Below are 13,514 nucleotides of genomic sequence, written 5' to 3'. Positions count from 1 at the left end.
AGTGACGTGGATTGATAAAATAATGGAACAGCGCAATACAAGCGAAAATGTTGACCACCAAGAGATTGCTCATTTTGCGGGTTTAGCCTCGCGTTGGTGGGATAAGCAAGGTGAATTCAAAACCCTGCATCAAATCAATCCGCTACGACTTGACTATATTGAACGTGGTTCGGTTGGCTTATTTGGCAAGAAAGTGCTGGACATTGGTTGTGGCGGCGGCATTTTAGCCGAGAGCATGGCGGTACGCGGCGCAGATGTCACAGCCATCGATATGGGGAAAGAACAAATAGAAGTGGCCAAACTGCATGCCTTAGAAACAGGCACCCAGTTACGTTATCTGCAAACCACGGCTGAAGCCCATGCCGACACTCACGCGGCCACTTATGACGTAATTACTTGTATGGAGATGATTGAACACGTGCCCGATCCAGGCTCGGTGATTGCGGCGTGTGCGCAACTGGTGAAACCCGGCGGGAAAATCTTTGTTTCAACCATTAACCGTACTCCCAAAGCCTACCTTTATATGATTCTAGCGGCCGAGAAACTATTGAAGATAGTGCCTAATGGTACTCACCAGCATGACAAGTTCATTCGTCCTTCAGAATTACTGGCTTGGGCTGATCAAAATGGATTGCGCTCAGAAGCCATTAGCGGGGTACAGTTTTTGCCGATTATTGAAAGCTTTAGCTTAAGCACCAATGTTGATGTGAATTATATGGTGCAGTTAGCCAAGCCGGAGCAAAACCATGAATAAACAAGCCGCGGTGTTGTTTGACTTAGATGGAACTTTATTAGATACCGCGCCTGATTTAGGCGCAGCGGCAAACTATGTGTTAGCCCAATACCAACGAGCACCTCTTAGCCTAGCGCAAGCGAGAGAACTCAGTTCTCATGGCGCCATTGGCTTATTAAAAGCCGGCTTTGGCGACGATTGGGCTAGCCAAGCCCAAACAGAATTGCGCCAACAGCTGCTCGATTACTATCAACAGCACATATGTGAAGGCACAGATTTCTTCCCCGGCATAAAAGAAGCACTGCAACTACTCAATCAACGCGCTATTCCTTGGGGCGTGGTCACCAATAAGCCGGAAGGCTTAAGTAAACAATTGCTGGCTTATTTCCCTGAATTTGCGCAGTGCGGCGTATTGGTCGGTGGCGACACTATTGCTCAGCGCAAACCGGATCCTGAACCGATGCTGCTGGCTTGTAAAAACATCGCCGTTGAGCCAAACAACTGTTTGTATGTTGGTGACGCTGAACGAGATATTGCAGCGGGTAATAACACCAATATGACAACGCTATTAGCCTTATGGGGCTACATTTCAGCGCACGATAAAACGGATGACTGGGCGGCCGATTTACATTGTCAAAAAAGTGAGCAACTCGAGCAAACAATAAGCGACTGGTTGAATGATTTGTAAGCAAGTTCAAGTTTTATAAAAATAATTTTTTCGGCTAAAAAATCGTGAAAAAAACCTTGCATTGGTGCCAGCTGTTTAACACATACCGATAGCTAGTTAGTGGTCACTAACATTCATGAGTTATCTGCAAGTTATACACAATTTTTACACTTTTCCTAGATCTTGCTTAAAAGCCAAAACCTCATTATCTTGTATCCATAAATGTAAAAAACACTATATCTAGTGGCTAAAGAAAAACAGAGCAACTAGATAAGCAATAGCGAAATTAGGATAATAGGCCCCCCCTTCATGAATAAAGATCTACTGGTAACCAAACGAAGCGGTAAACAAGAAGCGATCAACTTAGACAAGATCCACCGAGTGATAACTTGGGCCGCTAAAGGGCTTAATAATGTATCGGTATCGCAAGTAGAGCTTAAGTCACACATTCAGTTCTATTCGGGGATGGCCACTAAAGATATTCATGAAACCATTATTAAATCTGCAGCCGATTTAATCTCGCAAGAAACGCCAGACTACCAATTTTTAGCCGCGCGTTTAGCGGTATTCCACTTGCGTAAAAAAGCCTATGGCCAATTTGAGCCACCGAAACTGTACGACCATGTGGTAAAACAGTGTGAAGCAGGTCGCTACGACATGCACTTGCTGAAAGACTACACGCCTGAAGAGTTTGCCCAAATGGATGATTTTATCGATCACTGGCGTGATATGGACTTCTCTTACGGTGCCGTTAAGCAATTAGAAGGCAAATACTTGGTTCAGAACCGAGTAAGCGGTGAAATTTACGAGAGTGCGCAATTTCTCTATATTCTGGTAGCCGCTTGTTTGTTTGCCCATTACGACAAATCGGTACGCTTGCAGTACATTCGTCGTTTTTATGATGCGACCTCGAAGTTTAAAATTTCATTACCTACACCGATTATGTCAGGTGTACGTACCCCTACGCGTCAATTCAGCTCTTGTGTACTGATTGAATGTGGCGATAGCTTAGAGTCTATAAACGCAACGGCGTCTTCTATTGTTACCTACGTGTCGCAACGTGCAGGCATTGGTATCAATGCTGGTCGCATTCGCGCCTTGGGCAGTGAAATACGCGGTGGTGAAGCCTTCCACACCGGCTGTATCCCTTTTTATAAATACTTCCAAACGGCAGTAAAATGTTGTTCGCAAGGCGGCGTTCGCGGTGGTGCAGCCACTATCTTCTACCCGTTTTGGCATTTAGAAGTAGAATCGTTATTAGTACTTAAAAATAACCGTGGTGTAGACGATAACCGAGTTCGTCACATGGACTACGGTGTGCAGCTAAACAAATTGATGTACCAGCGCTTGGTAAAAGGTGAAAACATCACCCTATTCTCGCCAAGTGATGCGCCTGGCCTTTACGATGCCTTCTTCCAAGACCAAGACGAGTTTGAACGTTTGTATGTGCAATACGAACAAGACTCAAACGTTCGTAAACAGTCGATTAAAGCGGTTGAGCTATTCTCACTGCTAATGCAAGAGCGCGCCTCTACTGGTCGTATTTACATTCAAAACGTCGACCACTGTAATACTCACAGCCCATTTGACCCAGTACAAGCGCCAGTGCGCCAATCTAACCTATGTTTAGAAATCGCCCTGCCAACTAAACCATTACAGCATGTACACGATGAGAATGGTGAAATTGCCTTGTGTACCCTCTCAGCCTTTAATTTAGGTGCGATTGAAAACCTGGATGAGCTTGAAGAGTTATCAGATTTAGCGGTACGTGCTTTAGACAGCTTATTAGATTACCAAGATTACCCAATATTAGCGGCTAAAAAAGGCTCTGATGGCCGCCGTACGCTTGGTATTGGTGTGATTAACTATGCCTACTACTTAGCTAAAAATGGCACCAAGTACAGTGATGGTAGTGCCAATAACCTGACCCACCGTACTTTTGAAGCGATTCAATACTGGTTATTGAAAGCCTCTATGCGCTTAGCCAAAGAACAAGGCGCTTGCCCAATGTTCAACGAGACCACTTATTCGCAGGGTATTTTACCTATCGACACTTATAAGAAGTCATTGGATACGCTGAGCAACGAGCCGCTACATTATGACTGGGAAGAGCTGCGCAACGAAATCACCACCCATGGCTTACGCAATTCAACCTTGTCAGCGCTGATGCCATCAGAGACTTCAAGCCAAATTTCTAACGCAACCAATGGCATTGAGCCACCGCGTGGTTTCATTAGTGTTAAAGCCAGCAAAGACGGTATTCTTAAGCAAGTGGTTCCTGATTTTGAAAACGTTAAAGACAACTATGAGTTATTGTGGGACATTCCCAATAACGACGGTTACTTACAACTCGTTGGTTTAATGCAAAAATTTGTAGACCAAAGCATCTCGGCCAACACAAACTATGACCCATCGCGTTTTGAAGGCAACCGTGTACCAATGAAAACGCTGATTGCCGACTTGCTAACCGCCTATAAATACGGGGTTAAAACGCTGTATTACCATAACACCCGAGACGGTGCTAGTGATCAACATGACAACATGAAACCAGAGCCAGAAGACGATGATTGCGCTGGCGGTGCATGTAAGATTTAAGCCAAGTTTACGCGCTCTAGCGCAACATGAATGTTTAGGAAAAATGTAGATGAGCTACTCAATTTTCACACTAGAAGCCAACGATGCCACTAAAGAGCCAATGTTCTTTGGGCAGCCGGTAAACGTGGCCCGTTATGACCAACAGCGTCATGAAATTTTCGAAAAACTAATCGAAAAACAACTGTCTTTTTTCTGGCGTCCAGAAGAAGTAGACGTCAGCCGAGATCGAATTGATTACAATAAGTTACCGGCTCACGAGCAGCATATTTTTATCAGTAACTTAAAGTACCAAACCCTATTAGACAGCATTCAAGGGCGCTCGCCTAATGTCGCCTTGCTGCCTTTGGTGAGTTTGCCAGAGCTAGAAACCTGGATAGAAACGTGGGCCTTTAGTGAAACTATTCACTCACGTTCATATACCCATATTATTCGTAATGTAATGGGTAATCCTGGTGAAGTGTTTGATGACATCATGCAAAATGAAGAAATTATCAAACGCGCTAACGATATTGCCGGTTACTATGATGACCTGATTCAAGCCACGTCTATTTACCATTTACACGGTGAAGGTCAGCATGAAGTTGATGGCACAATCCACAACATCACTATTCGCGAGCTAAAGAAAAAGCTTTATCTATGTTTGATGTCGGTAAACGTTTTAGAAGCGATACGCTTCTACGTAAGCTTTGCTTGTTCATTTGCTTTTGCCGAGCGAGAGCTCATGGAAGGCAATGCCAAAATCATCAAACTGATTGCCCGTGACGAAGCCTTGCACCTTACCGGCACCCAGCACATGATCAACTTAATGCGCGAAGGTAAAGACGATCCAGAAATGGCCGAAATTGCTGCCGAGTGTGAAGTAGAAGCGTGGCGTATGTTTACCGATGCAGCAGAGCAAGAAAAACAATGGGCCAAGTATCTATTTAAAGATGGTTCAATGATTGGTCTGAACGAAGAAATACTGTGCCAATACGTTGAATATATTACTAATAGTCGTATGCAAGGTGTTGGCTTATTACCTTGCTTCGAAGATCGTAGCAATCCGATCCCTTGGATTAATTCTTGGTTAGTCTCTGACAACGTACAGGTAGCACCGCAAGAAGCTGAAATAAGTTCTTACCTAGTGGGCCAAATTGACTCTAGTATCCACGTAGATGATTTTGAGGACTTTGAACTGTAATGTCTCAACAAGAAGGGCGAGTTATTGCAGGTGGTATTGAGGTGGTCGTAGATGGCCACCACAAAAGCATTTTAGAGGCCTACGAGCAAGCTGGTTTTACCCCAGAGTACCACTGTCGTGAAGGTGTTTGTGGCGCCTGCCGAACCACCTTAGTGAAAGGCGAAGTGGAATACAGCCACACGCCTTTAGCGAACATCCCGCAAGGCCAAATACTCAGTTGTTGCAGCAAGCCCAAAGGCACTGTTGAGCTCGCAGAGTTACCCCCTGTAAAACAAAAAATAGCCTAAATCCCTCCAAACATTGCGAGCATGGCTGGCAATGCTTGGGCTATACTGTGAATAAGACCTTCAGTTTTACGCTTAATGACAGATAACAAAGATACGTCTTTTTTATTTGTGTTGCTTGTGAGGCCGTAATGATCATTCGACGCCAACCGCTGATTGTGATTAGTAGCTCCCTATTATTGATTACCGCCGTGCTTATTGGCTGGAAAGTCATGAGCGCGCCCGCCATTGGCGAAACCGCCATTTGTCGTGCGGCCATCGCCACCCATTTTATGCAACGCCAGTTAGGCCAAATACAAGCGCTGCCCGATTACCCTCACCAGTATGTTAGCGCTAGCCAAGTCGGTGATGTGCCTAAATCGATTGGCTGCCAGATTAGTGGTCAATTGATTAGCATAAGCGAACAACAACAAGCGCTCGCCAACCTCTATTTCCAACAGAAACGTCATCAAGTAGCGATCATCGTGCCTCGAGCAGCGGCGCCTAACCGAGTGAGGTTATTTACCCGAGAGCAACTGACCTTTCCGAAAGTGCGCTTAGCGAAACATGACTTAGCCACCGGCATTCATGAGATGTACGGTGAAGGATTTGATACCAACCAAGTGATTCAGCAAACGGTTGCCTTAGTAAAAGCCAATCATATTTGTGGGCAGTTAGAGCGCCAACAAGACTTAAAACTGTCACCGGTGCCAGTCGAAGATAGCTATATGAAGCAAGCTCATAAACTAACCCCTTATCTGATAAATTTGGTACAGCGCTCGCCACTTAATGTTGAAGAAATGCTTAAAACCAAGCAGCAAATTGCAGATCTAGAACAAGGATTTCAAAAAAATACCGAAAGCTTGGTAAGCTGGCTTAACAAAACCGAGAGCAGTACCCCGATAGATAAACGACTACTGGAATACCATTTGCGCGATTTAAAACGGGCTAATCCGCGTTTAAATATACCGAGTTCATGTAATCAGGCCTATATCCACTCGGCAGAATTAACCCAAACCTTGTGATCGACAACAAAATTATTCTATGACAGGTTTTTTTACACCCTAATCGTTATACACTAGGCGAGCATTTTGAATATCGAGAGGAACTTTGCGCGATGGTTACAGATAGTGAAGGATACATTCAGCTTATAGGTTTTTTAACCGATAACTTGGCGTTGTTTGAGCATACTCGAACGCAACAAAACCCTTTGACTATATGCGACTACGTGACAGAGCAACTGGCTGAAAGCGTCATGTTAGTCTGCAGACAACATGAGCACCTAGACAGTGAGCATCGCTTTACCGTGATTAGAGAGATTGATTCGGTAGTGAATGACTTGGAACAAGTATTGTCAGGGGTATGGATGCGCAGCCCTACTCAGCAACAGCTGCAATTTATTGATGAGTTTGTCGGCTTGATTAAAAATATGTTCGACAATCAACTTATCGCCATTGACCCTATTTAAGCCTGCCAATCACGATACATCTTCCTCATCAATGTTCTTAATGCCATCTAAATGGCTAAAGCAATGTTCACGGGCAATATTTAAGAAAGCATCGATATAAGCACTATCTTGATGACTTTGGTGTTTGGCTGCGTACAAGTTTTGCCATAATTTTCCATCACCCAAAGGCCGAGTAACGATATAACCTTTTTTAACATACTCGGTTAAGGCCCAGTTAGGCAGCACTGCAACCCCCCTACCACTTGCCACTAACTGCATCATCATAATGGTCATATCAACTTTTCGAATAGCCAAAGGTTCTACCCCTGCAGGGTCTAAAAACAAATTAAACAGATCTAAACGATGGCTATCTACCGGATAAGATATCAGTACTTGCTTGGCAAAATCTTCAGGTTCGATCAGCGCCTTCTTGGCTAAGGGATGATTTGGACTTAGCGCCAAGGTGGGCTGATAAGAAAAAAGCGGGGAAAAAATAATTCCCTCACTGGGTTGGGGATCAGAGGTAATCACCAGATCCAATTGCCCCTGAGCCAACTCGGGTAATGGTTCAAAGCTAAAGCCACTACTAAAATCTAGCTCTACGTCTGGCCACAACGCTCGGTAGTTGTCGATAGCAGGCATTAACCAGTTAAAACAGCTATGACACTCTATCGCAAGGTGCAAGCGCCCTGCTCCACCGTCAACTAAACGGGCTAATTCTCGCTCGGTATGCTGAACTTGTTCAATCACACTATCGGCTAAATCTAATACTCGTAAGCCAGCCATTGTGAAACGCAAGGGCTTAGTTTTACGCACAAATAGCTTAGCGCCAATGCGCGATTCTAAATCTTTAAGCTGATGAGACAAAGCCGATTGAGTCAAACACAAACGTTGAGCAGCCACCACTAAAGAGCCTGTTTCTCTGAGGGCTTGTAAGGTTTTTAGGTGTTTGAGTTCTAACATTGGCTCACAATATAAGGCTAAAATTTAGTTAAGTTTATCATTAAGTTGCTAGTACTCACTGTTTAACTAAACAAAAAACCAAGAAAAAACTAAATACTCTTAGCAAATACTTGCATGCAGCGGCAAAAAATAAGTTAATAGCCCTATTCGCCAACGGTCGTAAAAATCATGCATCAAATAGTCAAATCACATAAGCTCGACAACGTCTGTTATGACATTCGTGGTCCAGTACTGAAACAAGCCAAGCGCCTTGAAGAAGAGGGGCATAGAGTTCTTAAATTAAATATAGGCAATACCGCCGAATTTAATTTTGAAGCGCCAGAAGAAATTTTGGTCGATGTTATTCATAACCTGCCTACCGCTCAGGGTTATTGTGACTCGAAAGGATTGTTTTCCGCCCGCAAAGCGGTGATGCACCATTACCAACTGCAAGGGTTGCGCACAACCACCCTAGAAGATATTTATTTAGGTAACGGCGTTAGTGAGCTGATTGTTATGGCCATGCAAGCGCTATTAAACAACGGTGACGAAATGCTGGTACCGTCACCTGATTACCCTTTATGGACAGCTGCCGTAACGCTGTCAGGCGGCAACCCCGTTCATTACCAATGTGATGAAGAGGCGGGCTGGTTCCCCGATATCGAAGACATACGCAGCAAAATCACGCCGCGAACCAAAGGCTTAGTGGTAATTAATCCGAATAATCCAACCGGTGCAGTATACAGCAAAGAAATATTGCTAGAGTTGGTAGAGCTGGCGCGTGAACATAACTTGATTTTGTTTGCTGACGAAATCTATTCAAAAGTGATATACGATCAAGCCCTACATATTCCAATGTCGACCTTGTCAGATGACGTACTAACACTCACCTTTAACGGCTTATCTAAAGCTTATCGAGTATGTGGTTTTCGTTCTGGTTGGCTACTCGTTAGCGGGCCTAAGCATCGGGCCAAAGATTATATTGACGGCTTAGACATGCTAGCTTCTATGCGCCTATGTGCCAATGTACCGGTGCAACATGCGATACAAACGGCATTAGGCGGCTATCAGAGTATTAATGAGTTGATTGTGCCTGGTGGGCGTTTATACGAGCAACGTAACCTGGCTTGGCAACTGCTTAACGATATTCCAGGGGTAAGTTGTGTAAAGCCGCAAGGTGCCATGTACTTATTTCCGAAACTTGATGTGAAAAAATTCAACATTAAGGACGACCAACAATTTGCCCTCGACTTGCTCCAACAAGAAAAAATCTTGGTGGTACAAGGTACCGGCTTCAATTGGTCTAAACCCGATCACTTCCGTATCGTGTTTTTACCACGAGAAGAAGAGTTGCGAGAAGCCATTGGCAAAATAGCCAACTTCTTAGAAGGTTACCGCCAAGCAGATTAAGCAAATACCTAAAAAGACTAAAGGGCGCTCACTAGCGCCTTTTTTTATCCGCGCTGTTTAGTATAAGGTCATGTAATTTTTAGAAAAGGTAGTGTAATGTAAATTAAACGCTTTAGCCTGGAGCTATCATCATGACCGAATTAAGCCAACAAGCTGGCACTGCGCGCTTCGCCGAAGAACAAAGCCAACGACGTAATGATCATAGAACCCCTTGGCAACGAGACCGCGCAAGGATCCTTCACTCAGCAGCATTTCGGCGTTTACAAAACAAGACTCAAGTATTGAGCATAGGCAACAATGACTTTTACCGAACTCGACTCACTCACTCTCTGGAAGTTGCCCAAATTGGCACCGGAATTGTCGGGCACCTGCAAGCCAAAAACCAAACCCTCAATAACTACCTTCCTGAGTTAAACCTCATTGAAAGTCTTTGTTTAGCCCACGACATTGGTCACCCCCCTTTCGGTCACGGCGGTGAAGTAGCTCTCAACTATATGATGCGCGACAATGGTGGTTTTGAAGGCAATGCTCAAACCTTTAGAATATTAACGAAATTAGAGCCCTATACCAAAGATGACGGGATGAATCTCACCCGCCGCACCCTATTAGGCATTATCAAGTATCCTTGTTTGCTAAGCCAATTACAGCGCCACCCCTTACCACCTGTCGCTAAAAGCTTTAGACAGCTTAAAGTAGCAGATTGGACCCCAGCTAAAGGGATTTATGACGACGACCAGAGCCTTTATAACTGGGTTCTGGCTAGCTTAAGCGCTAAAGATCGCGATCTTTTCACCCAATCCAAAACAGTAAACCCTTTACGCCATAAAAAATCCATTTATAAGTCTTTAGATTGCTCGATCATGGAGTTAGCTGACGATATCGCCTATGGGGTTCATGATTTAGAAGATGCCATTGTAATGGGGATCGTCAATCGACAAGACTGGCAAGAGCAAGTGGCTTCGGCCATCGCCGATATTAAACAATGCTGGTTGGCCGATGAAATAGGCGCGCTATCAGTAAAGCTCTTTAGCCGCCACCATTATGACCAAAAAGATGCTATTGGCAGCTTAGTTAATGCGTTTATCACATCAATAAGCTTGCAAGCACAGCAGCGCTTTGATGAGCCATTGCTCGATTTAAAAGCACAGATGGACCCTCCCATGGCGCAAGCCTTAGAGGTGCTTAAGCGCTTTGTACTACATTACGTTATCCAGACGCCCGAGATTGAAATGGTGCGCTTTAAGGGGCAGCAAGTCGTAATGGAGTTATTTCAAGCATTTGCCAGTGACCCAGAGCGCTTATTGCCGTTAAATACTCGAGTTCGTTGGTTAAAAGCTGGTGAAGACCAAGAGAACCCCGCGAGAGTTATTGCCGACTATATTGCGGGTATGACCGATGACTATGCTAATCGACTATTCCAGACCTTATTTTAATAAGCTCAACCACAGACTAAGCGCCCCTAAATACAACACTGCGTTTAATCGCTTTAGTTCTATTTACGGCAACAGACAGCATAGAATGCAGTATAAGTTTGCTTAATAAGCAAATTTTCTGCTGCTTTTTTTCTGATTTTTCAAGCTACTCGACAACTCTCACTGACTAAAAACCAAACCGTCGAATTCGTTGATTTTTATCAAGCCGTTTTCAGCATAAGCTTCTAAATTTAAAGGTGAGAGTAACTAAAAAGAGGCGACCGTTATGATTAAAGTATCAGACATCATGACAACTAATCCGCACACTGTTTTTGAGCAGACGACCTTAGAAGAGGCCGTTAGCTTGTGTAAAGAACATAAGATCCGTCATCTACCGATTATTGATGTAAACGAACACTTGATCGGTTTAGTCAGTGAGCGGACTTTACTTGCCGCGCAAGAATCATCGCTAAGCAAAACCACCGCTTCACAACGCCGCGCCCATGAACAACAAGTCATGCTTAAACATATTATGCTAACTAAATTGCATACCGTTGCTCCAGCAGCCGGAGTAGAAGAAGCAGCCAGGCATATAGAACGGTATCGAATAGGCTGTTTACCTGTTGTAGAGGGCAAAAAACTCATCGGGATAATTACTGATACCGACTTCGTGGGAGTGGCAATCTCCTTATTAGAAATGCTGGCAGAGCAAGAACCTATTAGCCCTGATAACTAAGTAACATTACAACATATAATGAAAATTAGGTGACGTAGTTCTCAATCGCCAGGCTAAACTTTACTATTTTAGTAAAAAAATTACATAAAGAGATTGTTTTGTGAGCGACATCACGTTATTATCAAAACATAAATCGCTAGGTGCTCTCATCCTATAGCGTCTTTTCAGCCGATACTGAAATTGTCGATTTATGGGGCTTACTAATAGCCCGCTAATTTGCCTTTGCAATAGCATGTATTAGTCATTCCTTATGTTTTTTTAGTCCAGCCTCGCGCTGGATTTTTTTTTGCCTAACGGTGAACGCAGGCGGTTGTCGCGCAAACACTAGTCAATAAAAAACCATTAACCCAATTGCAAACGTAGTCACATCATTTTCAATAACTTTAAAACGTTTCTGCTTGGCCGGTTGCTGTTATATGCTTACCTTCAACAACCTCAGTGTACTCAAACATACACTGCGAGTAACCACCATCACCTCTGCTAAAGGGTAAGCTAACGATGCACCTGGTTTTCCGCTTCTTTGCACTATTTTTGTTAACTGTCAGCATAGCTAGTTTAGCTGACGACATAGGCGAAACAGTTTGGATCCCAATGACCGACCCGGGGGTATTCTGGGATAGCCAGATAAAGCTAGAGGCCACCTTATATAAGCCCGAAGGTGAAGGGCCTTTTCCCTTAGTCGTGTTTAATCATGGCTCAACTGGCCCAGGTATTATTGAAGAAAACCTAAGCATTAAGCCTTGGGGTTTAGCGGCTTTATTGACTCAACAAAATATCGCGTTATTGGTACCAATGCGCCGAGGGCGAGGGTTATCAGAAGGCGATTACAATGAATCATATAACTGCAGTGTTAATAGCGTAGAAGCTGGCTTACGTTACGCGTCACAAAGCTTAGATGCCGCTTTTGCTTTTATCAAAGAACAACCTTGGGTTGACCCAAATAGAATAGTAATTAGTGGCAATTCACGGGGCGGTCTGCTTTCGGTTATTTACGCCGCAAAACATGCTGAATTATTTAAAGGTGTAGTCAATTTCTCAGGTGGTTGGATGGGCGAGCAGTGCCAAATAAATGCCCCCAGTGCTAGCAACGTAGGCTTGTTCACCAACGCGGGTAAAACTAGCCCTCTGCCTCACTTATTTATATATGGGCATAATGATGCTTATTACTCTGATGAGGCGATTCAAAGCTATATAAGCGCATTTAAAAAAGACGGTGGGCAAGTGGACTTTCAATTTTACCAATTAGGTAACGAAGTAAACGGCCACGAAATTTTTTATAAACATGCCGATTTGTGGTTATATGGCTTTAACCAGTTTTTACAACAAACAGGTATGGTCAGTGACCCCCCATTTACTGAAGAATAGATAGCGAAATAAATCACTGCACAGAACAGTCCACTAATATATGCTTAAGCGATGAACTATCTTGCGCATTTCCATATCGCCCAGCATACCTCAACCTCCATTTCTGGCGCTTTACTGGGTGACTTCGTAAAGGGTAATCAATGGCAAGACTACCCACCCGTCACTCAACTTGGGATCTTGCTACATCGGCAAGTAGATAGCTTTACCGATCAACACATCGCTGCCGAGAAAATAAGCCTGTGTTTTCAACCTGCCCTGCGTCGCTACAGTGGAATAGCCTTAGATGTTTACTTTGACCACTTGCTCACTCAGCAATGGGAAAACTACGCGTCACTCCCGCTCAACACGTTCATAAAGCATTGTTACCAGCAACTAAAGACATCCCCCTTAAATGACCGAGCCTTAGTCACGGCAAACCATATGCGTGAATATAATTGGTTAAAACAATATCAAACCAGAGACAACATTAAGCTTACGCTACAAGCGATAAGTAAACGCTTACGTCGCCCAGTACGATTAGACTTACTGATGGATGATATTGATAAGCATGAAGCAGTCATTGAAGCCGTATTTATCAGGCTTTATCCGCAAGTACTTTATAGGGCTGAGCAGTTTGTTAAACAACAAAGCCTATAACTGGGCTCGTCGCTTAGCTAAGTGAGCGCTTACAAGGTAAGCTACATTGACAAAAATAAAGAGCAGCTCAAGAGCTGCTCAAAGGGTATTAACTTAGCTTTTTATTATTGGTTTTATACTTAGCTTAA

The 13,514-nt window shown here is 43.9% G+C and carries 13 protein-coding genes; 12 read left to right on the top strand and 1 reads right to left on the bottom strand.

What is annotated here, in order from left to right:
• The first annotated feature begins 22 nt into the window (after nucleotides 1-22).
• The 7 genes from ubiG to M0C34_RS06950 all read left to right on the top strand — a co-directional run bounded on the left by ubiG (nucleotide 23) and on the right by M0C34_RS06950 (nucleotide 6,906).
• On the top strand, nucleotides 23-754 hold the full coding sequence (gene ubiG / locus M0C34_RS06980; protein ID WP_248714915.1) for a bifunctional 2-polyprenyl-6-hydroxyphenol methylase/3-demethylubiquinol 3-O-methyltransferase UbiG: 732 nt from the start codon (nucleotides 23-25) through the stop codon (nucleotides 752-754).
• Nucleotides 747-1,421 (top strand): phosphoglycolate phosphatase, encoded by a 675-nt coding sequence (gph, locus tag M0C34_RS06975; RefSeq protein WP_248714914.1) that lies wholly within the window; start codon nucleotides 747-749, stop codon nucleotides 1,419-1,421. The genes ubiG and gph overlap by 8 nt, the downstream gene beginning before the upstream one ends.
• Before the next feature lie 288 nt (nucleotides 1,422-1,709).
• Nucleotides 1,710-3,995, top strand: coding sequence for a class 1a ribonucleoside-diphosphate reductase subunit alpha (gene nrdA, locus M0C34_RS06970; RefSeq protein ID WP_248714913.1), 2,286 nt, complete (start codon nucleotides 1,710-1,712; stop codon nucleotides 3,993-3,995).
• 49 nt (nucleotides 3,996-4,044) lie between these two features.
• Complete coding sequence (gene nrdB, locus M0C34_RS06965; protein ID WP_248714912.1) at nucleotides 4,045-5,175, top strand: class Ia ribonucleoside-diphosphate reductase subunit beta; 1,131 nt, start codon at nucleotides 4,045-4,047, stop codon at nucleotides 5,173-5,175.
• Nucleotides 5,175-5,462: a class I ribonucleotide reductase maintenance protein YfaE gene (gene yfaE, locus M0C34_RS06960; RefSeq protein ID WP_248714911.1), complete on the top strand. Its 288-nt coding sequence runs from the start codon at nucleotides 5,175-5,177 to the stop codon at nucleotides 5,460-5,462. Before nrdB ends, yfaE begins: the two co-directional genes overlap by 1 nt.
• A gap of 128 nt (nucleotides 5,463-5,590) precedes the next feature.
• Entirely contained in the window at nucleotides 5,591-6,463 is an 873-nt protein-coding gene (locus M0C34_RS06955) for a hypothetical protein (RefSeq protein ID WP_248714910.1), read from the top strand.
• Between the two features lie 92 nt (nucleotides 6,464-6,555).
• A complete protein-coding gene (locus tag M0C34_RS06950; RefSeq protein ID WP_248714909.1) occupies nucleotides 6,556-6,906 on the top strand; it encodes a DUF3802 family protein in 351 nt (116 codons plus the stop codon).
• A gap of 9 nt (nucleotides 6,907-6,915) precedes the next feature.
• On the opposite strand, the gene M0C34_RS06945 is transcribed toward M0C34_RS06950, so the two are convergent.
• Nucleotides 6,916-7,848: a LysR substrate-binding domain-containing protein gene (locus M0C34_RS06945; RefSeq protein WP_248714908.1), complete on the bottom strand. Its 933-nt coding sequence runs from the start codon at nucleotides 7,846-7,848 to the stop codon at nucleotides 6,916-6,918.
• Nucleotides 7,849-8,016: 168 nt separating this feature from the next.
• On the opposite strand from M0C34_RS06945, the gene M0C34_RS06940 reads away from it, so the two are divergent.
• The 5 genes from M0C34_RS06940 (at nucleotide 8,017) to M0C34_RS06920 (ending at nucleotide 13,386) form a co-directional block, all read left to right on the top strand.
• Complete coding sequence (locus M0C34_RS06940; protein ID WP_248714907.1) at nucleotides 8,017-9,237, top strand: pyridoxal phosphate-dependent aminotransferase; 1,221 nt, start codon at nucleotides 8,017-8,019, stop codon at nucleotides 9,235-9,237.
• Nucleotides 9,238-9,368: 131 nt separating this feature from the next.
• Entirely contained in the window at nucleotides 9,369-10,670 is a 1,302-nt protein-coding gene (locus M0C34_RS06935) for an anti-phage deoxyguanosine triphosphatase (RefSeq protein WP_248714906.1), read from the top strand.
• 265 nt (nucleotides 10,671-10,935) lie between these two features.
• Nucleotides 10,936-11,385 carry a CBS domain-containing protein gene (locus tag M0C34_RS06930; protein ID WP_248714905.1) on the top strand — a complete coding sequence of 150 codons (450 nt, stop codon included), beginning with the start codon at nucleotides 10,936-10,938 and terminating at the stop codon, nucleotides 11,383-11,385.
• A 498-nt stretch (nucleotides 11,386-11,883) separates the two neighbouring features.
• On the top strand, nucleotides 11,884-12,750 hold the full coding sequence (locus M0C34_RS06925) for an alpha/beta hydrolase family protein (RefSeq protein ID WP_248714904.1): 867 nt from the start codon (nucleotides 11,884-11,886) through the stop codon (nucleotides 12,748-12,750).
• A 51-nt stretch (nucleotides 12,751-12,801) separates the two neighbouring features.
• The gene (locus tag M0C34_RS06920; protein ID WP_248714903.1) at nucleotides 12,802-13,386 is read left to right on the top strand and encodes an acyl carrier protein phosphodiesterase; all 585 of its coding nucleotides are present in this window, start codon (nucleotides 12,802-12,804) and stop codon (nucleotides 13,384-13,386) included.
• Nucleotides 13,387-13,514 lie beyond the last annotated feature (128 nt).

It is taken from the genome of Agarivorans sp. TSD2052, assembly GCF_023238625.1.
In the GTDB taxonomy this organism is placed as follows: Bacteria; Pseudomonadota; Gammaproteobacteria; order Enterobacterales; family Celerinatantimonadaceae; genus Agarivorans.
This window is presented reverse-complemented; position numbering and strand designations above follow the sequence as displayed.

Coding starts and splice junctions, on each gene's coding strand:
- ubiG (WP_248714915.1), top strand. CDS start 23: ATGGAACAGCGCAATACAAGCGAAAATGTTGACCACCAAGAGATTGCT.
- gph (WP_248714914.1), top strand. CDS start 747: ATGAATAAACAAGCCGCGGTGTTGTTTGACTTAGATGGAACTTTATTA.
- nrdA (WP_248714913.1), top strand. CDS start 1,710: ATGAATAAAGATCTACTGGTAACCAAACGAAGCGGTAAACAAGAAGCG.
- nrdB (WP_248714912.1), top strand. CDS start 4,045: ATGAGCTACTCAATTTTCACACTAGAAGCCAACGATGCCACTAAAGAG.
- yfaE (WP_248714911.1), top strand. CDS start 5,175: ATGTCTCAACAAGAAGGGCGAGTTATTGCAGGTGGTATTGAGGTGGTC.
- M0C34_RS06955 (WP_248714910.1), top strand. CDS start 5,591: ATGATCATTCGACGCCAACCGCTGATTGTGATTAGTAGCTCCCTATTA.
- M0C34_RS06950 (WP_248714909.1), top strand. CDS start 6,556: ATGGTTACAGATAGTGAAGGATACATTCAGCTTATAGGTTTTTTAACC.
- M0C34_RS06945 (WP_248714908.1), bottom strand. CDS start 7,848: ATGTTAGAACTCAAACACCTAAAAACCTTACAAGCCCTCAGAGAAACA.
- M0C34_RS06940 (WP_248714907.1), top strand. CDS start 8,017: ATGCATCAAATAGTCAAATCACATAAGCTCGACAACGTCTGTTATGAC.
- M0C34_RS06935 (WP_248714906.1), top strand. CDS start 9,369: ATGACCGAATTAAGCCAACAAGCTGGCACTGCGCGCTTCGCCGAAGAA.
- M0C34_RS06930 (WP_248714905.1), top strand. CDS start 10,936: ATGATTAAAGTATCAGACATCATGACAACTAATCCGCACACTGTTTTT.
- M0C34_RS06925 (WP_248714904.1), top strand. CDS start 11,884: ATGCACCTGGTTTTCCGCTTCTTTGCACTATTTTTGTTAACTGTCAGC.
- M0C34_RS06920 (WP_248714903.1), top strand. CDS start 12,802: ATGAACTATCTTGCGCATTTCCATATCGCCCAGCATACCTCAACCTCC.